Annotated in this window: 16 protein-coding genes and 1 pseudogene; 13 read left to right on the top strand and 4 right to left on the bottom strand. The window is 39.7% G+C overall.

What is annotated here, in order from left to right; all coding sequences use genetic code 11:
• The first annotated feature begins 68 nt into the window (after positions 1-68).
• Positions 69-1,367: a hypothetical protein gene (locus OOZ15_RS11250; protein ID WP_265956508.1), complete on the top strand. Its 1,299-nt coding sequence runs from the start codon at positions 69-71 to the stop codon at positions 1,365-1,367.
• Positions 1,368-1,427: 60 nt separating this feature from the next.
• Here the strand turns inward: OOZ15_RS11250 and OOZ15_RS20295 are convergent, their stop codons facing one another.
• Positions 1,428-1,610 (bottom strand): helix-turn-helix domain-containing protein, encoded by a 183-nt coding sequence (locus OOZ15_RS20295; protein WP_265956607.1) that lies wholly within the window; start codon positions 1,608-1,610, stop codon positions 1,428-1,430.
• A gap of 151 nt (positions 1,611-1,761) precedes the next feature.
• On the opposite strand from OOZ15_RS20295, the gene OOZ15_RS11240 reads away from it, so the two are divergent.
• Entirely contained in the window at positions 1,762-4,236 is a 2,475-nt protein-coding gene (locus OOZ15_RS11240; protein ID WP_265956507.1) for a DUF5916 domain-containing protein, read from the top strand.
• A gap of 59 nt (positions 4,237-4,295) precedes the next feature.
• Here OOZ15_RS11240 and OOZ15_RS11235 read toward each other — a convergent pair whose 3' ends face one another.
• Positions 4,296-6,080 carry a M61 family metallopeptidase gene (locus tag OOZ15_RS11235; protein WP_265956506.1) on the bottom strand — a complete coding sequence of 595 codons (1,785 nt, stop codon included), beginning with the start codon at positions 6,078-6,080 and terminating at the stop codon, positions 4,296-4,298.
• Positions 6,081-6,530: 450 nt separating this feature from the next.
• On the opposite strand from OOZ15_RS11235, the gene OOZ15_RS11230 reads away from it, so the two are divergent.
• The 6 genes from OOZ15_RS11230 (at position 6,531) to OOZ15_RS11205 (ending at position 13,622) form a co-directional block, all read left to right on the top strand.
• A complete protein-coding gene (locus tag OOZ15_RS11230) occupies positions 6,531-7,757 on the top strand; it encodes an aminotransferase class I/II-fold pyridoxal phosphate-dependent enzyme (protein ID WP_265956505.1) in 1,227 nt (408 codons plus the stop codon).
• Between the two features lie 31 nt (positions 7,758-7,788).
• Complete coding sequence (gene bioD, locus OOZ15_RS11225; RefSeq protein ID WP_265956504.1) at positions 7,789-8,424, top strand: dethiobiotin synthase; 636 nt, start codon at positions 7,789-7,791, stop codon at positions 8,422-8,424.
• A 180-nt stretch (positions 8,425-8,604) separates the two neighbouring features.
• Positions 8,605-9,873, top strand: a complete 1,269-nt coding sequence (gene bioA / locus OOZ15_RS11220; RefSeq protein ID WP_265956503.1) for an adenosylmethionine--8-amino-7-oxononanoate transaminase — start codon at positions 8,605-8,607, stop codon at positions 9,871-9,873.
• A 54-nt stretch (positions 9,874-9,927) separates the two neighbouring features.
• Positions 9,928-11,091 (top strand): beta-ketoacyl synthase N-terminal-like domain-containing protein, encoded by a 1,164-nt coding sequence (locus tag OOZ15_RS11215; protein ID WP_265956502.1) that lies wholly within the window; start codon positions 9,928-9,930, stop codon positions 11,089-11,091.
• A gap of 126 nt (positions 11,092-11,217) precedes the next feature.
• Positions 11,218-12,318, top strand: coding sequence for a biotin synthase BioB (gene bioB, locus OOZ15_RS11210; protein ID WP_265956501.1), 1,101 nt, complete (start codon positions 11,218-11,220; stop codon positions 12,316-12,318).
• A 443-nt stretch (positions 12,319-12,761) separates the two neighbouring features.
• Complete coding sequence (locus OOZ15_RS11205; RefSeq protein ID WP_265956500.1) at positions 12,762-13,622, top strand: cupin-like domain-containing protein; 861 nt, start codon at positions 12,762-12,764, stop codon at positions 13,620-13,622.
• On the opposite strand, the gene OOZ15_RS11200 is transcribed toward OOZ15_RS11205, so the two are convergent.
• Positions 13,623-14,132 carry a regulatory protein RecX gene (locus OOZ15_RS11200; RefSeq protein WP_416337318.1) on the bottom strand — a complete coding sequence of 170 codons (510 nt, stop codon included), beginning with the start codon at positions 14,130-14,132 and terminating at the stop codon, positions 13,623-13,625.
• Between the two features lie 243 nt (positions 14,133-14,375).
• On the opposite strand from OOZ15_RS11200, the gene OOZ15_RS11195 reads away from it, so the two are divergent.
• The 5 genes from OOZ15_RS11195 to OOZ15_RS11175 all read left to right on the top strand — a co-directional run bounded on the left by OOZ15_RS11195 (position 14,376) and on the right by OOZ15_RS11175 (position 19,558).
• Positions 14,376-15,698 (top strand): gluconate:H+ symporter, encoded by a 1,323-nt coding sequence (locus OOZ15_RS11195; RefSeq protein WP_265956498.1) that lies wholly within the window; start codon positions 14,376-14,378, stop codon positions 15,696-15,698.
• Entirely contained in the window at positions 15,699-16,157 is a 459-nt protein-coding gene (locus tag OOZ15_RS11190) for a RidA family protein (protein ID WP_265956497.1), read from the top strand. It begins immediately after the preceding gene.
• Complete coding sequence (locus OOZ15_RS11185) at positions 16,158-17,273, top strand: D-TA family PLP-dependent enzyme (protein ID WP_265956496.1); 1,116 nt, start codon at positions 16,158-16,160, stop codon at positions 17,271-17,273.
• A 305-nt stretch (positions 17,274-17,578) separates the two neighbouring features.
• Positions 17,579-18,649 carry a dipeptidase gene (locus OOZ15_RS11180; protein ID WP_265956495.1) on the top strand — a complete coding sequence of 357 codons (1,071 nt, stop codon included), beginning with the start codon at positions 17,579-17,581 and terminating at the stop codon, positions 18,647-18,649.
• Positions 18,650-18,808: 159 nt separating this feature from the next.
• Positions 18,809-19,558, top strand: a complete 750-nt coding sequence (locus OOZ15_RS11175; protein ID WP_265956494.1) for a rhamnogalacturonan acetylesterase — start codon at positions 18,809-18,811, stop codon at positions 19,556-19,558.
• A 436-nt stretch (positions 19,559-19,994) separates the two neighbouring features.
• On the opposite strand, the pseudogene OOZ15_RS11170 reads toward OOZ15_RS11175, so the two are convergent.
• A pseudogene (locus OOZ15_RS11170) lies at positions 19,995-20,323 on the bottom strand (IS5/IS1182 family transposase); the annotation flags it as partial.

Genomic DNA, 20,323 nt, shown 5'->3' with positions numbered 1-20,323 from the left:
CTTTTAACACATCCAAAATTGGTTCAAGATCGTTCATAATGAGTCCAAGGGACAATTTATAGCCGACTATGACTGACTTTAAGCAATTAAACGCATTTCGACAACTCAAACTTTTGATTGAAGAACATTTACAATGGGGCGAAAGTAGAGGTTGGAACAATTACGATTTTGACAAACTTGCAGGGATGGTACAGGACAAAACAGGCGTGATGCTTAGTGTATCTACCCTAAAACGGGTTTTTGGGCGGGTTGAATACAAAAGCACGCCTTCATTGACAACGTTAAATACATTAGCTCAATTTGTGGGTTTTGAGGACTGGCGTGTATTTATGAATTCGTTAGAAGATGAAGAATCAATTACGTCAAGAAACGAAATTCAATCTGTTACTGAAAACCAAAGACCGGCAAAAAAAGGAAGGCACTTTACGTGGGAAAAAATTATATTCTTTCTTGCTTTTCTCATACTTGTGGGATTTATCGTAGTTAATTTTTTTTCAAGGGAACCCGAGAGAGACCCTTCGGCTTACAGCTTTTCTTCTAAAACGATATTGACAGAAGGTGTGCCCAACTCTGTCGTATTTGATTATGACGCATCGGTAGCAAATGAACAAGACTCTGTTTATATCTCCCAAAGCTGGGATACACGTCGTAAAGCACTGGTTAACAAAAATAACAGGCATCATTCCAGTATTTATTATTATCCCGGATACTTTCGTGCTAAACTGATTGTCGGCAGCGATATCATTCTTGAACATGATATACATATAAAAACCGAAGGTTGGCTTGGCTTGGTAGAATCCAATAAAAGTATAGAGCCTCTGTATTTTAAACAAGCTGATATTCTCGAGCCTCGCAATACTGTTGCTGTTACGAAAGAAGTTCTCGATAAGTATCATATAAAGCCCAATCTTTCACCCCCAAAGATTAGATTTTTTAACCAGAAAGATATTAAGGGAATTATGACAAATGATTTTACCTTTGAAACTGAACTTAAGAATGACTATGTCAATGGCACAAATCCTTGCCAAAGAGTTGAAGTTTTACTTCATGCAAAAAATGATGTCCTTATCGTGCCCCTTGTTAATAAGGGTTGTATAGGCGATCTCTATTTGTTTGCTTATGGATACAATGTCCACAGCAACAAGGAAGATTTGAGCGGTTTTGGGTGCAATCCAAAAGAATGGACAAAGCTGAAAGTAATATGTAAAGATGGAGTAATGAAATTTTACATAGACGATGGACATGTGTATACGGCTCAAATATCCAACAAACCTACTGAAATAGTGGGGATACAATACCGATTTAATGGTTTGGGAGCAGTAAGAAACACATGGTTAAAAGGAGCTACAGACAAGGTAATATTTTGATTAACAATCAGTCGTAATCTGAAGAAAGTCCAGCCGCGACTGCAAAATTGACAACAGTTTTTACTTGTTATATGCTAGAATATTCCCCGATTGACAATCCGATTCTTCCAAGGTAGAAAATCGAATTCCCTTGGCATTTTCCGTTTTTAGGATTAATAAATTAGCGATTGTAATGCCTATTTTTCCAGCAAGTTCATTGCTTTTCATTTTTCGCTTTGCAAGGATGACATCCAAGTCGACAATGAATTGTTGTTTTCAGGGAGCTTTTATAAGATTATTGTAGAAAATACTTCCCAATTGCACTTGTTTATATAATATATTTTACTTCCGCTACAACTGTAACATTTTAAATTTTGCAGAGTCTTTATAAAAAAGAAATGTATATTAATACTAAATGAGGCTTACAACGATAATTATTCTCCTTGTTTGTGTGCAGTTGGTGACTGCACAGGAGACAGATACAATTCCCAGAAAAAAAATAAATGTTCTTCGTATCGATCAGGTTCCTAAAATAGATGGTGTTCTGGACGAAGCTTTTTGGTTAGATGCTCCTATAGCCGATAAATTTGTAGAACGTACACCCAATAACGGTCGCCCTATACCCGATAGTTTAAAAACCGAAGTTAAAATAGTGTATAATGATCTGGGTATTTATTTTGGTGCCATAATGAATGACCCTTCCCCTGAAAAAATTGCAAAGGAACTGACGGAACGTGACCAGATTGGGTATGATGATTTCTTTTTTGTTCTGCTTAACGGATATAATGACCGTCAACAGAGTTTTGAATTTGTGGTAACCGCTGCAGGAGTTCAATGGGACTCCAAAATGACCAGTGACAATGGTGAGGACAAATCATGGAATGCTGTTTGGGAAAGCGGTGTTAAAATCAATGAAGATCACTGGGTGGCAGAAATATTTATTCCATATTCACAGCTTAGGTTTCCGGAAAAGGAAGTGCAAACATGGGGTTTGAATATGGAGCGTGAATTTAAAAGGGCCAATACAAGATACAGCTGGAATCATGTGGATAACAGTAAAGGCTCTTACTCTATTTATGACGGAGAGATCCATAATATTAAAAATATAGACGCACCCACACGCCTTTCTTTTCAACCTTATTTTTCTACTTATGCAACCAGTTTCGACGGGGAATCAGATGTGAGCTTTAACGGAGGGATGGACCTTAAGTATGGAATTACTGATGGCTTTACTCTAGATATGATTTTGATTCCTGATTTTGGTCAGACCAAATTTGACGAACGGGTACTTAATCTTTCAGCTTTTGAGGTTCAGTATGATGAACAACGCCCTTTTTTTACCGAAGGAACGGAACTTTTCAATAAAGGAAATTTGTTTTATTCCCGAAGGGTGGGAAATGCTCCGATAAGTGAAGTTCAATTGGAGGGAAATGAAGAGCTAACCTATTATCCCCAAACGGTAGATTTGCTCAATGCAGTGAAAGTTTCGGGGCGTACCGATAAGGGTCTGGGAATTGGCTTTTTTAACGGGATTACCGAGCGTACCTATGCCGATGTAAGAGATACCGTAAGCAATGAAACCCGCGATGTTATGGTGGAGCCTTTAGCCAATTATAATGTGTTTGTACTCGATCAGCGCTTTGGCGATAATTCCTCTGTTTCTTTGGTCAATACCAATGTAACCCGCGAAGGCAATTTCCGGGATGCTAATGCTACCGGACTTTATCTGGATCTTACCAATAAAAAAAATACCATGAGATATTGGGGCAGGGCAGAAGGGAGCTGGGTAATGAACGGTGAAACCAAATTTGGGACTGAAGGAGGAGCTGGTCTATCTAAAATAAGTGGAAAACATCGCATGTCAGGAGAAATCAACCTCAGGACAAAAGACTACAATATTGACGATTTGGGCTATACCGGCAGGACAAATTACATTAACTATTATGGGTATTACGGTTATCGGTACTTAAAACCAAAGGGAAACCTTAATAACTTATTCTTGAATTTTAACCTGAATTATACAAGACGGCTGGAACCCGATTTGTATAGTTATTTTGAATTCAATTTTAATTCCAGCTTTACCACTAAAAAGTTTTTGTCTTTTGGCGGCGGGTTTGAAACTATGCCGTTTGGTGAAAATGATATTTATGAGCCCCGTCAAGAGGGGAGGTATGTAAAAGTGCCGAGTTATTATGATGGTTGGGCGTGGTTTAATACGGATTTCAGAAAAAAGTTTGCTTTTGAAATAGTTTATGATTGGTATGTGTACAGTGAAGGATGGAGGGATGAAAAAAATATTGGATTCTTCCCGCGTTATCGTTTTTCTGATAAATGGAAACTATTTTTAAGCACGGATATAATCCTGAACAATGAAGACCGCGGTTATGTTAATAATCTGGAGGATGATATCATCTTTGGACAAAGGGACCGGAACACCATCATAAACGCTATTGAATCCCAGTATATTTTTAATAATAAAGCTGCTTTGAACCTTTCTTTCCGGCATTATTATTCCGAAGTAAGTTACCAGCGGTTCTTTACCTTGGCAGATAACGGAGACCTTTTGGAAAATCCGGGTTATGATATGAATCACAATACTACTTTTAACAATTGGAATATTGATCTCCGTTTCTCTTGGTGGTTTGCTCCGGGAAGTCAATTGACTTTGTTGTATCGCAATGTTATTGAAAGTTATCAGGAAGAATCCATCCGTAGTTTTGACCGTAATTTTGATGTTCTTTTTGACCAACCACAACTACACAGCCTGTCATTGCGGGTGACTTACTTTTTGGATTATAACCGAATGAAAAACTGGTTTGGTCGAAATACCAAAAAAATTGATGAGCACTCCATGTATGGCAATTATAAAAAACACGGAAGAAGACTGTAGAAAATCCTAAATATTAGCTTTTCCAAAGTTTCAAACTTTGGAAAAGCTGTTTTAATGCATTACTCTTGATGCAACCAGGCATCCCGGTGTTTTCTCACCCTTCTTTTCGCTTTTTTATCCAATGAAATGGTATAAGTAGGATCGCTTTCAAGTGTTAGACTGGTCGTTTTTTCTTCTCCAAAACGTTTGTATTTGACTGTGATGTTGTCACCAACGTTGGTGTTTTCAAGCACTTTATCAAGAGTGTTTGTTTTGTCGATAGCTATGTCGTTTATAGCCAGAATAAGATCTCCTTTTTCCAATCCGGCTTCATAGGCCGGAGTGCCTATTTTTACATTTCGTGATATTTCGTTACCGTTAAGAACCATTCCGGTAAAGGTTTTTTCTTTGTCTTGTGTGAATTCAAAACCAACACTTTCAAATAAAGCCTTGTAATCGGGCATTTTACTTTTGTAGATATAATTATTGAAGAAATCATCAGCAAAAGCTTTTCCGGCATACATACTCAATGTAAAATGAAGGTCGTCTATGGTGTAGGGTTCTTCTTTCACGCCGTATTGCTGCCAAACTTTTTTCATATAATCATCCAAGTTCAATCCGTTTTGACGCAGCGAAAGGTCTAAAGCAAGTCCTAAAACACTTCCGTAGGAATAATAAGAAATGAATGTATTGCCCCGGTTTACCGGATCAACTGATGTAGCAGCGTCAACAAAAGGGGCTTGGTAGCTCATTTCTATCGGATTGAAAAAAGCTCTTGCAGGTGAATTCCACACATAATTGAAAGTCCCATTAAGGCTTTTTGCATAATCCTCCGGACTCATAATCCCGGCACGGCAGAGCACAAGGTTGGTGTAATAGCTGGTAAAGCCTTCTGCAAACCATAACGCACCACTCATGTTGGCATTGGCAAAATCAAAAGGCTCCAGTGTTTTCGGACGGATGCGCTCTACATTCCACGAGTGGAAAAATTCATGGGAAACAGTACCGATATTTCTTTCCAATCCTCCTTCTTCCAGACTTCTGCTGCTGGTCAAGATGGTTGAATTTCGGTGTTCCATTCCATCGCCACTTGCATTGTCGACATAACAAGCCAGAAAAGTATATTTTCCGAAGTCGTAATCGGGCAATTCGCCATATACATTCTTTTCAGCCAAAACCACTTTTTTTACTTTTTCAAAATACTGGTCGAGAAGTGTTTCCGGGCTGTTGTCGTGCAATACAAATTCTATGGTGTAGTCTTTTCCGTTGGATGTTACGGTAAATTCACGCTTTCTATAATCACTTATTTCCGTAGGGCTGTCCATAAAGTATTGGAAATCAGGTGCAGTATAGGTATTCCCTGTTTTGTGTTTAAGTTGTGTCGCTATTTTCCAATCCAGGTCTTCACGAGGGTGGAAAGTAATTTGAACGGGGTTGTCGAACAGCGCCGGGGCATACATAAAAGTAGCCGGCATGTTCAGGTGAGCATGGGTTTCGTCAATTTGGCTATAGGTACCGTCCCCACGATTGGCAAACAAGGTGTAACGCACCGTAGTTGCACCTTCGGGGGCCACAATAACCCATTCATACGGATTTTCTCTTACTATTTTCAGGGTATCGCCTTTTTCGTTCAGGGCAGTTACGCCATATACATTTTTAGCAAATTCGTGTAGGGCATACCTTCCGGGGGAACTCCTGCTCATCCGTATATGTAGCGAATCTGAGTTACTGTTCGGAAAAACAACGCTAACCTCGGCTTCGTGGTGTACGGCGTTTTCAAATTGAATATTGTAAGATACCGGTGTTTGTGCAGTTACACAGGTGAATATGAATAAGGATGTAATAAGAAATAAAGTCTTTTTCATTTGTTTGAATTTTTTGCAATAACACAAATGTGCAAAAAAATTGTTGCACATATGGAACCGCTACGCTCACACATGAATTTTATTAATCATACGTTTTTATCTATTTATGATTAATAAAATTCATGCTCGTTTCAATGTCGTTTGCTTTTAAGGTTTGTACAGTTTTATGTTCTTTGTATGATTTGTGGGGTTTAAAAACATTCCAATATACTACTTTTTCAAAAAGGGATGTTTATTTTTACTGAACTCATTTAAGCTTTTTTGATTGAAGCGAAAATTAATCATTTTGTGCTCGGTTGAAGGCTTTTTTGAGTTGCATCCGCCTCAGGCGGACGGAAGGAGAACCTGCCTGCCGGCATGCACGAAAGACAAAAAGTGAGTGCAAAAGGGTAATTTTTTAGCCAATTTAGAAAAGTATAAATTGAGTTCACTGTTACAAAGCAAGGATTAATGAGTGATTTTCCAAAGAAACTCCATAAGAAAATAACACAAAGAAAAGAAGAAAATGCATTTCGGCAATTACCGGAAGCAGGGGATATGGTTGATTTTTCGTCCAATGATTATCTCGGTTTTTCAAGGTCCTCATCTATTGCTGAACAGGCGCATGCTTTGTTAAAAGAAAAGGGAATAGTTCAAAACGGAGCTACAGGCTCGCGTTTGCTTACGGGCAATCATCAACTTTATCTGGAAGTCGAAGAAATGTTGAGCGATGTACATAAAAGTGCGTCGGCTTTGGTGTTCAACTCGGGTTATGATGCCAATATCGGTTTCTTTTCGTCCGTACCCCAGCGTGGCGATGTGATTTTATATGATGAGTTTATACATGCAAGTATCCGTGACGGATTGCAGCTGAGTCATGCTAAAGCTTATAAATTTAAACACAATGACTTGTCTGCTTTGGAGGTTAAATGTCAGGTTGAACACACTTGTCCCGACCGAAGCGTCGGGAGTCGAAGCCTCTCAGGAGGAGAATTGTTCATCGTCACTGAATCCGTTTTTTCTATGGATGGTGACTCGCCCGATCTTGAAGCGATGGCCCGGTTGGCTGAAAAACACAACGCCCGTTTGGTAGTTGATGAAGCTCATGCTATTGGAATTTATGGAGAAAACGGAACGGGTTTGGTGCAGCATTTAGGATTAACAGAACAGGTTTTTGCCAGAATTATTACCTTTGGAAAAGCTTTAGGTGCTCATGGAGCAGCTGTTTTAGGTTCAAAAGAGCTGATTTCCTATTTGGTTAATTTTGCCCGTAGTTTTATTTATACTACTGCGCTTCCGCAGCATTCATTGGCGGTTATTTTGTCTTCATATCATCAAATGACAGATGAAAATCCATCTTCGTTGAGGTCTGAAAGTATAATACAACTGAAAGAGAACATTCAGTTTTTTAAAGAAAGAATGAAGCTTGTTGTGGATCAAAACTCAAAACTGAACATTCAGTATATCGAGAGTGATTCGGCTATTCAATGTTGTGTTATCCCGGGAAATGACCGTGTTAAAACAATAGCGTTAAAATTGCAAACAGAGGGCTTTGATGTAAAACCAATTATGTCTCCAACAGTGCCAAAAGGAACTGAAAGATTGCGTTTTTGTCTTCACAGTTTTAATAATTTTGAAGAAATTTCCAAAGTTTTGGAGATACTTACTATTTTTACGAAGAAGCATTTTGTAAATTAGCTCAATCATTACATTACTAACAATACCGACTATGAATTCTAATTTTTTTGTGACCGGCATCTCAACAGAGGTTGGTAAAACTATTGCCTCAGCTATTATAGTGGAAGCTATGGAAGCAGATTATTGGAAGCCAATTCAATCAGGCGATTTGGATAATTCTGATACGCATAAAGTAAAAGCATTGGTGTCCAATGCAAAAACCAAGTTTCACCCCAACAGTTATGCGCTAAAGGTGCCTATCGGACCACATGCAGCTGCTGTGATCGACGGAGTCGAAATCGACATCAAAAAGATTGTCCTTCCCGAAACAGCTAATGGACTTGTCATAGAAGGAGCGGGTGGGCTTTTGGTTCCTCTGAATCAGAAAAATACTATAATGGACATTATAGATCCTAAGTATAAAATCATTGTCGTTTCACGGCATTATCTGGGAAGTATCAATCATACGTTACTAACGGTGAACTTGTTGAAACAAGAAGGTTTTAACGTGGCTATTATATTTAGCGGAAAAGAACACCCCACTACCGAACAGATCATTCATAAAATGACAGGTGTTCCGGTTATAGGGAGGATTGATGAAGAAAAAGAATTCGACAAAGAAGTCATCCGTAAATACGCTAAAAAATTCCAAAGCGCCTTAGAAGATTTTGGTAGGACCGAGCGTTAAAAAAATGTCCAGTGGACATTTTTAGTGAAGGGGCCGGCCGGCGCTCGGGCAAAAGGAACCCCAAGCCGGCAGGCCGACAAATTAAGCAGACTCAAAAGAGTAATTTTTCAGCCAAGTCAAAAAGTTTAAATCACTTCAACAATTAATCCCCATCTTTGTATCGCAGAGAAAGAATTAATTATGACGATATCAGAGCGAGATCAAAAACACCTGTGGCATCCGCTTACCCAGCATAAAACACACCCAACCGCTCTTGGGATTTCCAGAGCCAAAGGTGCTTTGCTGTTTGACGAAAACGGAAAGGAATACATAGACGGAATAGCGTCTTGGTACACTTCGGCTTATGGGCACTGTCACGACTTTATTGTCAAACGGGTGAAGGAGCAAGTTGAGATTTTGGATCAAGTGGTTTTTAGTGGACTCACACACGAACCGGTGGTAAAACTATCAGAAGAATTAATCAAAATACTTCCTGAAAATCAAAACAAATTGTTTTTTTCTGATAATGGATCGACCTCAGTTGAAGTGGCCATCAAAATGTCGTTACAGTATCATTTCAATCAAGGCGAAAAGAAAAATATTCTGATCGCATTTGAAGAAGGTTTCCACGGCGATACTTTTGGTGCGATGTCCGTTTCGGGTTTGTCGGTTTACAACGGACCTTTTGAAGATTTTTTCCTTGCTGTGGAACGCATTCCTGTGCCTAATGGAGAGAACAATGAAGCTGTTCTTCAACAATTACAAGCACTTATTTCCCAAGGGAATGTAGCTAGTTTTATCTTTGAGCCTTTGGTTCAGGGAGCTGCAGCTATGAAGATGCACGATGCTTTGGGATTGGAAATGTTGATTGAGGAATGTCAAAAAAACAATGTCATCACCATAGCCGATGAAGTCATGACCGGTTTTGGGAAAACAGGAAAATATTTTGCTTCACAACACTTAGAAGTTCACCCCGATATCATGTGTATGAGCAAGGCCTTGACGGCGGGAATGGTTCCTATGGCCATCACGAGCTGTACAGAGGCTGTTTATCAGGCTTTTTACAGCGATGATATGGGGAAAGGCCTCTTCCACGGACATACATATACTGCAAACCCGATTGCTTGTGCTGCGGCACTGGCGGGAATCGAACTCTTACAATCCGAAGAGATGCAGGAAAACATTCAAAGGGTGATAAACGCACACAAAAATTTTGATAAACGCATAAAAAATCATTCAAAGGTTGCCAATACCCGGCAATGCGGAATCATTTATGCATTCGATCTCGATGTGGAAATGAAACGTTATGGAGGGTTGCGGGACCGGTTACTGAATTTTTTCCTTGAAAACGGACTCTTCTTGAGGCCGTTGGGAAATACAATTTATATTTCAGCACCATACGTTATTACCGACGAACAACTTCAGAAAGTTTATGATAAGATTGAATACTTGCTGGAAGAGGTGATTTAAAAGTCAAATAATAGTAGTTTTGCCTACGGAAGAATTAATGTAAGTGAATCATAAATGAAGGAAGAACGAATTACAATTACGGCATTGTCTTCAATTTCTCCACTTGGTTGTAGCCCTGATGAAATCTGGAAGAACTATTTAAAAAGTGATCACCATCTTGTTGAAAAAGATTTTGGGGATGATAGCGCTTTGGTGGCTCCTTTATCAGATAGCAGTGCTGAAGCAGTAAAATCAATCAGGAATTCAGATCAAAAATATAAAACCCTGGACGCTTCTGTCCTTTATGCCATGCAGGCTTCCCGATTAGCAGTAAAACAAGCCGGTTGGGAAAAAGAGGATTGTTTTGGCATCAACATAGGCTCATCTCGGGGAGCAACCGGGTTGTTTGAAAAATATCACGAAGAATTTTTAAGGGAAAAGCAATCGAGTACCCTGGCATCGCCCACAACAACTTTGGGGAATATCTCATCCTGGATTGCCCACGATTTGCAATCGGAAGGTCCGGAGTTGTCACATTCCATTACCTGCTCAACAGCTTTACACGCTTTAGTGAATGGAGTGGCCTGGATCAAAAGCGGAATGAGCGATAAGTTTTTGGTAGGCGGAAGTGAAGCTTCGTTAACCCCCTTTACCATCGCCCAAATGAAAGCGTTGAAAATTTATGCTGAAAATAAGAATGATTCATTTCCATGTAAAGCATTGGACCTAAACAAAAAGCGAAACTCCATGGTTTTGGGAGAAGGAGCTGCCGTGATTTGTATGGAAATCGGAGGAGATAATGAAACTTTGGCCTATGTGGAAGGCGTTGGCTATGCTACAGAGGTGTTGAAGCACAACATATCGATTTCCGATGATGCAATTTGCTTTCAGAAGTCAATGAAAATGGCACTAAAAGACACAAATCCTGATGAGGTGGATGTTATTGTGATGCATGCCCCGGGAACCATCAAAGGGGATTCGTCTGAAGTAAAAGCCATAGAAAAAGTATTTGGAGACAAGATTCCGGCATTGACGACCAATAAATGGAAAATTGGACATACTTTTGGAGCATCGGGCTTGTTGAGCTTGGAATTGGGTGTTTTAATGATGCAAAACGAGCATTTTATTAATGTTCCGTATCTTGAGAACAAGAAATCGCCCGAAAAGATTAAAAAAATTTTGATAAATGCTGTTGGTTTTGGGGGGAATGCAGTCAGTGTATTGCTGTCAAAACCCTAACCGATTCAGCTGTTATGTTGAAGATTATTGGATAATTAAAAAAATAGAAGGAAATAGATTTGAATCTATTTGTTATTTTTGAATTTGGATACCTCATTTTCTATTGAAGAGGAATAAAATCAGCTTATGAGTGAGATAAGACACAACTGGACTAAAGAAGAAGTTTTAGCGATATACAATAAACCTTTGATGGAATTGCTTTATGAAGCGGCAACAGTACATCGCAAATTTCACGATCCGAATACGGTACAGGTATCTACTTTACTGTCGATAAAAACCGGAGGTTGCCCGGAAGATTGTGGGTATTGTCCGCAAGCAGCCCGATATCATACCGATATCGAAGGAAATGATTTAATGACCGTTCAGCATGTAAAAGCACAGGCATTGCGCGCCAAATCGGCCGGGAGTTCACGTGTTTGTATGGGTGCGGCTTGGAGAAATGTAAAGGACGGACCGGAGTTTGATCAGGTGTTGGAGATGGTACGCACTATCAACAAACTCGATATGGAAGTGTGCTGTACACTGGGGATGGTTACTGAAAATCAGGCGAAACGTTTGGCAGAAGCTGGATTGTATGCTTATAACCACAACTTGGATACTTCAGAAGAATATTATAAAGAGGTCATTTCCACCAGAGGTTATGAAGACCGTTTGCAAACGATAGACAATGTGCGTAAAACCAATGTCACGGTATGTAGCGGTGGAATTATCGGGATGGGGGAAAGTATAGAAGACCGTGCCGGAATGTTGGTGGCACTTTCTACCTTGAGTCCGCAGCCCGAATCTGTACCTATCAATGCTTTGGTTGCTGTAGAGGGAACCCCCATGGAAGAAGAAAAACCGGTGGAAATATGGGAAATGATCCGTATGGTGGCCACTACGCGAATTGTCATGCCACAAACACAGGTACGTTTATCGGCAGGACGAACACAGATGAGTAGGGAAGGGCAAGCCATGTGTTTCTTTGCTGGAGCCAATTCCATTTTTGCTGGGGATAAATTGCTTACTACCCCCAATCCGGATGTAAATGAAGACATGAAAATGTTTGAAATGCTCGGCTTAAAACCACAAGCAGCTTTTGAAAAGAAAGAACAACCTGAAACGATAGAGGCAGAAGCGTCTATATATCAGCCTTTGGGAGAAAAACCAAAATGGTCGAGACCCGGACACAAGATCGAAAAGAACGAATTGGCCAAGCAAACCGCCAAAACCACTAAAGAGGTATAGTAAAACATATTTTTTGTGCTTCGTTTTATTATCAACAAACGGGGACAATCATTAACATTGATTTAAAACTAGTAGCGTTAAAAACACTTTTATTGAATTTTTGAAATAAAGTAGGACTTGCTGAGGTTTAGATAAAATTTCAATGTTTGCGGTTTGGTTTTCGGCCTACGATAAAAACATTGAAAATCAAGGAAGCAGTGGTGGCAAGAAGATGAAAATCTGTTTGAGACTCGCCAAAAGCGAGTCGAGTTCTTTTCATCTGTGGCTGAGGGTTCCGTAGTATTTTCTTATGTTTTTATCGCCAGCCTAGACTTTTTTGGTTCTTTTTTGGGCGATGCAAAAAAGAACAGATAAACGTATGATCCTATGGAGGAGGATTGATGTTAAATATATAAATTGAAGACAATTTGTACCTTTATGGAGTTTTTTTTAAGTGATATTTTATGAGGTTGAATGAAATACCCCGCCTAAAAACAATTTCTAAAGAGGGATTTATAGCTAATTATGTAAAGCCCCAAAAACCTGTTGTTATAGAAGAGTTAACAGGGGATTGGCCTGCTTATAAAAAATGGTATTTGGATTATATCAACGAAGTTGCCGGGGATAAAATCGTGCCTTTGTATGACGATAGACCGGTGACGTATGAAGATGGTTTTAACGAACCGCATGCAGAGATGAGGATGAGCGAGTACATCCAATTATTGGAATCCAAGCCTACCAATTATCGTATTTTCCTTTATAATTTAATGAAAGAAGTGCCTGCCTTGCAAGAGGATTTCAAATGGCCTGATATTGGTTTGAAATTGGTAAAACAACTCCCCATGTTGTTCTTTGGAGGTGAGAATAGTAAGGTGTTTATGCACTTTGATATTGATTATTCCAACATCCTTCATTTTCATTTTCACGGAAAGAAACAATGTATCATTTTTCCACCGGATCAGTCAAAATATATGTATAAAGTGCCACATTCCTTGATTTCAAGAGAGGATATCGATTTTGAAAACCCCGATTTTGAAAAATGGCCGGCACTCAAACAAGCTGAAGGATACATCGCTCATTTGAACCATGGAGAAATGCTCTACATGCCCGAAGGGTATTGGCATTTTATGAAATATGAAACTCCCGGATTTTCGATGAGTTTACGATCGATCCCCAAAAAACCGAAACACCTTGCCAAAGCAGTTTATAATCTTTTTGTGATGCGTAATTATGATAATCTGATGCGGAAATGGAAAGGACAGGCATGGATTGATCAAAAAAATGAGCAGGCTATCGCCAAAACCCATGAAGAACTTGGGATTTGATCACCCAATCAATTCCTTGATCTTTTCATAAACCAAATGCGATTCCCAACCTCGGTATAGCAGGTAATCGGCCAGTTTCTTTTTCTTTTTGTAGATATTGGTTTCTGTAATTTGTGAAGCCCTCTTTTTGGCCAATTCGTCAAGGGTGTTGTAATAATCACTATCAGAAATCTCTTTTAAAGCCGATTGTATGTTGTATTTGGATATATTACGGGCTTTAAGTTCCATAACAATCCTTCTACGCCCCCACTTTTTTATGTTGAATTTTCCGCGGGCATAACTTTTTGCAAAACGCTCTTCGTTTAGGAAATTGTGCTCCAAAAGATGTGCTATAATGGTGTCTATGGCAATTGGAATCATATTCATTCCCTTCAGCTTTTTTACAACATCTTTATGGCAACGTTCCTGATAGGCACAGTAATTCTCCAGTTTGCGTTTTGCTTCTTCTACCGTATATGAAGGAGTGTGTCTCACGGTTGTAAAGAAACAAAAAACACAGCATATTAGCATTATCCAAAATAAAGGTGAATGGATTTACTATGAACAATATGGCACCCCTATAGGGCTTAAATGTATCAACCTTATATTTTATTGCGTAAATATTAGCGATAAAAAGGGATGCGTTTGCCCTGAGCTTCTTCTGTTATTTTTCTTATATTCGACAGGTTTTTGTTCTATTCATAAAAAAATAAGAGCAAATTCATTTTTTGTTAGAAAAAACCGTTAATAATTTAAAAACTACCAAAACCAACTATGCCATTACTTATAGTTTTATTAGGAATAGCCCTGCTTTTCTTCTTAATCGCCAAACTTAAACTCAACGCTTTTATTTCATTCATCATTATATCACTTTTTGTGGGGATTGCTGGTGGGATGCAACTTCTCGATGTGATAGATTCCATCCAAAATGGAATAGGGAACACATTGGGCTTTCTTGTTTTAATATTGGGCTTAGGGGCCATGTTGGGAAAACTGGTGGCCGATAGTGGGGCAGCACAACAAATCACCACCAAATTGGTAAAAAAGTTTGGAAAAAGAAATATTCAATGGGCAGTAGTGCTTACCGGGTTTATTGTGGGGATTCCCATGTTCTACTCGGTCGGGTTTGTGATTTTGATTCCACTGGTCTTTACTGTGGCGATGTCCACAGGACTGCCGTTGCTGTATGTAGGTTTGCCTATGCTGGCATCTTTGTCGGTTACCCATGGATACCTGCCTCCGCATCCAGCGCCAACAGCAATTGCCTCTATGTTTGGTGCCGATATTGGGAAGACATTGCTTTACGGAATTGTAGTTGCCGTTCCGGCTATTGTTATCGCAGGGCCCTTACTTGCCAGGACTAAAATCATAAGTAGGATAACAGCAACACCGCTTAAAGAATTTTATAATCCTGTGGAGTTGAAGGAAGAACAAATGCCGAGTATGAGCGTAAGTATTTTTACCGCATTGCTTCCTGTTATCCTTATCGGTTTTGCAACTGTAGTCAACCATTTTGTTTCTGATGATTTTGTCTTGAAAAAGATTATTGATTTTATAGGAAATCCGGTTATTGCCATGCTGATTTCCGTATTGGTTGCTATTTTTACCTTAGGGCTTTCCCGAGGAAAAAAAATGACTGAGGTGATGGAATCCCTCACAAGTTCCATTTCAAGTATCACTATGGTGCTTTTGATTATAGCCGGAGCCGGAGCTTTAAAACAAATTCTAGTGGATAGCGGAGTAAGTGATTATATCGCTGATCTGATCAAAGGAACCAATTTATCGCCTTTGTTTTTGGCCTGGCTTATCGCTACGGTTATTCGCGTGTGCGTGGGCTCTGCTACCGTAGCTGGCTTAACCACAGCAGGAATTGTGTTGCCTCTTGTTTCCGGGGATGGGGTGAGTGCCGAATTGATGGTGCTGGCCATCGGTTCAGGAAGTTTGATGCTCTCTCATGTAAACGACAGTGGATTTTGGTTGTTTAAAGAATATTTCAACCTTTCGGTTAAGGAAACACTTTCTACGTGGACGGTCATGGAAACCACAGTTGGAGTTATAGGATTAGTTGGAGTTTTAATACTTAATATTTTTGTATAGATGAAACCATCAGAAAAAATTAAAAAACTGGGATTAGTCTTGCCTCCGGCTCCAAAACCGGCGGGAGTTTATCGCCCTGTTTTGATAGTCGATAATTTCTTGTATGTATCCGGACAAGGTCCGGTAAAAACCGATGGAACACTGATGTCCGGAAGGGTAGGTGATGATATCGGTTTGGAAGAAGGATATCGGGCGGCCCGACAAGTGGGATTGACAATGCTTTCTACCATTCAGACACATTTTGGGGATATCGATAACATAAAACGGATTGTAAAAGTGTTCGGGATGGTCAATTGTACTCCTGATTTTAAAAAACATCCTTTGGTGATCAATGGGTTTAGCGAATTGATGGCCGAAATCTTCGGAAAAGAAAACGGGATCGGGACTCGAAGTGCTGTCGGAATGATGCTTCCCGAAAATATCCCTGCGGAAATTGAAGCAGTTTTTCAAATTAATTAGATGATGAAACAGTCGGATTGGTATTTAGTAGAAAATAGCGATGAAATAGCTTCGCCGGCCTTGTTGGTCTATCCCGACAGGATCGAGCAAAATATCAAAACGATGATTGCTGTTGCCGGAGATGTAAAAAGATTGCGCCCTCATATAAAAACACACAAAACAGCCGAGATCGTAAAAATGCAAATGCAGTACGGAATCAACAAATTCAAATGTGCTACCATCGCTGAAGCTGAATTATTGGCGCAATGTGAAGCACAAGATGTGTTGTTGGCCATGCAACCTGTGGGAATTAACATTCAACGTTTTTTTAAGTTGAAAGATGCTTATCCTGAAACGCAATTTTCAACTTTGGTGGACGATATCGATAATGCTAAAAGTATTGCTGAGGTTGCTTCAAAAGAACAGAAAAGAATCTCATTGTGGATAGATATTAACGTGGGGATGAACAGAACGGGAATTGAACCCGATGAGCGAGCTGAAGAATTGTTTCAATTTATTTCTGCTGATGAAAATATTGTAGCAAAAGGTTTCCATGTGTATGACGGGCATTTGCGTAACCCCGATTTTGACAAAAGAAAAAAAGATTGTGATGCTGCTTTTGAAAAAGTTGTTGCACTTAAAAATAGGTTGAAAGATATTGATGTAGAAGTTAAAGAAATTATTGCCGGAGGTTCACCTTCATTTCCTGTTCATGCCATACGAAAGGATGTAGATTTGAGCCCGGGAACCGTATTGCTTTGGGATGCCGGTTACGGAGGATTATTTCCAGAGATGAAAATGTTGACTGCAGCGGTGCTGATGACACGAATTATCAGCAAACCTTCAAAAGGAATCTTGACTTCAGATCTGGGACATAAATCCCTCGCATCAGAAATGCCTTTCCCGAGAGTTGAATTATTAAATGCGTCTGATTTAGAACAAGTAAGCCAGAGTGAAGAGCATTTCGTTTTCAAAACAGAAAATCCGGGCGATTATAAGATTGGAGATGTTCTGTACGCGATTCCTATGCATATTTGCCCGACAGTAGCCAAATATCAAGAGTTGATGGTTGTTGAAAACAACAAAGTGGTCAATCAATGGAAAGTAGCTGCCAGAGGTCAAAAAATAACGGTCTGATATAAAGTGCAAATTGTTTCTACGAGGCAATATTTTTAATGGCCTACGAGAGAAACATTGAAAATCAAGGAAGCAGGGTGGCCTAAAGATGAAAAATTGTTTGACCCAGACACACATTGAGTTGGCTGTAGCGTTGGAAAGTGTCTGGGGAGTTTTTTTCATCTGTGGCTGGGGTTTCCGTAGTATTTTCTTATGTTTTTCTCGTCAGCCTAGATTTTTTTGGTTCGTTTTTTCATCAATGGAAAAAATGAACAGTTGATAGAATAACAAAACATTATTTAAACTAATAAACTAAATAGACAAGAATGTTCATCCTCGATGCCCATCTCGACCTTTCCATGAATGCGATGGATTGGAATAGAGACCTTACCTGGTCTGTTGAAGAGATCAGAAATTATGAAAAAGGAATGACGGATCTTCCTGGTCGCGGGATGAATACCGTCTCTTTTGATGCCATGCGAAAAGGAAATATCGGTCTTTGTGTCGCTACTCAAATAGCCAGATATGTAAAAAAGGAAAATCCGTTGCCAGGATGGAACTCTCCCCGACAAGCATGGGCACATACACAAGGTCAATTGGCGTGGTATAAGGCGATGGAAGAAATAGGTGAGTTGGTTCAGATTACTAATGTTGAGGAATTGGAAAATCATCTCAAAATGTGGTATAATACTAGCAATGATCGTAAAAAACCGATAGGATATATTTTGAGTTTGGAAGGAGCAGATTCTATTGTTGATATCGATTATTTAGAGCGTTCGTATAAGCAGGGGCTGAGAGCTATCGGTCCGGCACATTACGGTCCCGGAACCTACGCATTTGGCACTGATTCCATTGGAGGAATCGGAGAAAATGGGAGGGCATTGTTAAAAGAAATCGAACGCCTTAATATGATTCTTGATGCTACGCATTTGTGTGATCAAAGTTTTTGGGAAGCCATGGATGTATACAACGGACATGTATGGGCGAGTCACAATAATTGCCGTGAGTTGTCACCCGACCACAGGCAGTTTTCCGACGAACAAATAAAAGAACTCATCAGCAGGAATGCAGTTATCGGAGTGGTACTCGATGCCTGGATGATGGTGCCGAACTGGGTTAAGGGCGAATCTACTCCTGAAAGTACTGGAGCTTCGCTAAAACATATTATTGATAACATAGACCACATTTGTCAGTTGGCCGGTAATGCCAATCATGTCGGAATTGGATCGGATCTAGATGGAGGCTTTGGAAAGGAACAATCTCCGCTTGATTTGGATACTATTGCAGACCTGCAAAAAATACCGGATATGTTGCGAGACAGGGGCTATTCAAAAAAGGATATTGATGGGATTATGCATGGGAATTTTATCAGGTTTATTAAAAATGTTTGGAGTTAAAAATAAACTAGGACTTCAATGCCAATTTTATCACTATACAGCCCATTCAATTAAGTTTTTTGTCAAGATCAGTTGTATATGACACATTTTTGGTGTTTTAAAAACACTTAAACTCACATGATTTTCTTAGATTAGACCCCCGTTAAAATATAATTCAGAATGAAAAAAATAAAATTATTTATGATCGTAATGGCTTTATTGCCATTGAGTTATTGTAGTCAGTCAAAATCAACAATAGTGTTGCATCTTGCAGGCGATTCTACCATGGCCAATAAGCCTTATACGCCTTCTAATCCTGAAAAGGGCTGGGGACAGGTACTTTCGTTGTATGTCAATGAGGGTTTACAGATAGGAAATCATGCCGTGAACGGACGCTCTACCAAGAGTTTTAGGGATGAAGGCCGCTGGCAGCAAATACTCGACGTACTTAACCCGGGGGATTATGTGTTAATACAGTTTGGCCATAACGACCAAAAGGAGAAGTCACCGGAGCGCTATGCAGAGGCGAACACAGATTATCGTGAAAACTTGATCCGTTTTGTAGAAGAAGTAAGGGAAAAGCAGGGAAATCCTATTTTGGCCACTTCAATAGTAAGGCGAAAATTTGAGGATGGCGAACTTAAAGACACTCATGGAGATTATACAAAGGTCGTTCGTGAAGTCGCCTCAGAATTGGACGTTCCCTTACTTGATTTAGAGGATCGCACTCGGGAAATGGTTAAGACGTTTGGCGAGGAACGTTCCAAGCAATTGTATTTACACTATCTTCCGGGGGAGTATGAGCGTTTTCAGCAAGGGAAAGAAGACAATACCCATTTATCACCTACTGGAGCGTTCAAAGTATGCGATTTAGCAGTAGAAGAACTCAAAAAACACGTACCGGGATTAGAAGGATATTTTAAGGAGTAGAATCAATAGGAGGCAAAACACTTTTGTTGAATTTTGAAATATATTGGATTTTCTGGGTTTTAGATAAAACCTCAATGTTTGTGGTTTGGTTTCAGCCTACGATAGGACCAAGCGTTAAAAAAACATCCAGTGGATGTTTTTAGCGATGGAGCCAGCTGGCGCGAGGGCATGATATTTCTATCGTAACACTGAAGATTTTGAGTTCCGCCCCAAGGCGGAATGAGTTCTTTTTATCCCTGCCTGCCGGCAGGCAGGTGTGGCTGGGGGTTTCGTAGTATTTTCTTATGTTTTTATCGTCAGCCTAGATTTTTTTGGCTTGGTTTATCCTGAGCGTAGCCGAAGGGTTTTTTCATCAATGAATTGCGCGACAATCATGAACACTTATAGAAAAATAAAAAGAAAGGTGAATAAAAAAAAGAACGGATAATTAATGAACTCATTTAAACTTTTTCTTTTTGAATTTTTTCAATGCTATCACCATAAATGCCAATAAGTTAAACCCTATCCAGCTAGCTATGGTGGTGTCGAGCCTGTTGAGCAATAACCGGAAACTGTCCATCCAAGCATTGGTTCGTTCTATGGCATAGCGCTCATCATAAAGTTCCTTGTCAAAATACTCGTCCCTGTCCTTGCCCCGTTGCGCTTATTGAAACAGATATTGGCATCTTCCAGTGTGCCCGTAACCACTTCAAACTCTACTTCTATATTGTGGAGGTCGTTATGGTTGCCCGCCACGGGATTGGACATGGCCAAAGAGATTCCCTG

Origin of the sequence: Galbibacter kalidii (assembly GCF_026241135.1) — a bacterium.
Taxonomy (GTDB): domain Bacteria; phylum Bacteroidota; class Bacteroidia; order Flavobacteriales; family Flavobacteriaceae; genus Galbibacter.
Note: the sequence above shows the minus strand (reverse complement) of the source record. Positions and strands in the feature narration are given on the sequence as shown.

Excerpts from the sequence above, each read along its gene's own strand:
- OOZ15_RS11200 (WP_416337318.1), bottom strand. The coding sequence starts at position 14,132 with ATGCTAATATGCTGTGTTTTTTGTTTCTTTACAACCGTGAGACACACT.
- OOZ15_RS11240 (WP_265956507.1), top strand. The coding sequence starts at position 1,762 with ATGAGGCTTACAACGATAATTATTCTCCTTGTTTGTGTGCAGTTGGTG.
- OOZ15_RS11235 (WP_265956506.1), bottom strand. The coding sequence starts at position 6,080 with ATGAAAAAGACTTTATTTCTTATTACATCCTTATTCATATTCACCTGT.
- OOZ15_RS11185 (WP_265956496.1), top strand. The coding sequence starts at position 16,158 with ATGATGAAACAGTCGGATTGGTATTTAGTAGAAAATAGCGATGAAATA.
- OOZ15_RS11175 (WP_265956494.1), top strand. The coding sequence starts at position 18,809 with ATGAAAAAAATAAAATTATTTATGATCGTAATGGCTTTATTGCCATTG.
- OOZ15_RS11205 (WP_265956500.1), top strand. The coding sequence starts at position 12,762 with ATGAGGTTGAATGAAATACCCCGCCTAAAAACAATTTCTAAAGAGGGA.
- OOZ15_RS11180 (WP_265956495.1), top strand. The coding sequence starts at position 17,579 with ATGTTCATCCTCGATGCCCATCTCGACCTTTCCATGAATGCGATGGAT.
- OOZ15_RS11195 (WP_265956498.1), top strand. The coding sequence starts at position 14,376 with ATGCCATTACTTATAGTTTTATTAGGAATAGCCCTGCTTTTCTTCTTA.
- OOZ15_RS11250 (WP_265956508.1), top strand. The coding sequence starts at position 69 with ATGACTGACTTTAAGCAATTAAACGCATTTCGACAACTCAAACTTTTG.
- bioD (WP_265956504.1), top strand. The coding sequence starts at position 7,789 with ATGAATTCTAATTTTTTTGTGACCGGCATCTCAACAGAGGTTGGTAAA.
- OOZ15_RS11215 (WP_265956502.1), top strand. The coding sequence starts at position 9,928 with ATGAAGGAAGAACGAATTACAATTACGGCATTGTCTTCAATTTCTCCA.
- bioB (WP_265956501.1), top strand. The coding sequence starts at position 11,218 with ATGAGTGAGATAAGACACAACTGGACTAAAGAAGAAGTTTTAGCGATA.
- bioA (WP_265956503.1), top strand. The coding sequence starts at position 8,605 with ATGACGATATCAGAGCGAGATCAAAAACACCTGTGGCATCCGCTTACC.
- OOZ15_RS11190 (WP_265956497.1), top strand. The coding sequence starts at position 15,699 with ATGAAACCATCAGAAAAAATTAAAAAACTGGGATTAGTCTTGCCTCCG.
- OOZ15_RS11230 (WP_265956505.1), top strand. The coding sequence starts at position 6,531 with ATGAGTGATTTTCCAAAGAAACTCCATAAGAAAATAACACAAAGAAAA.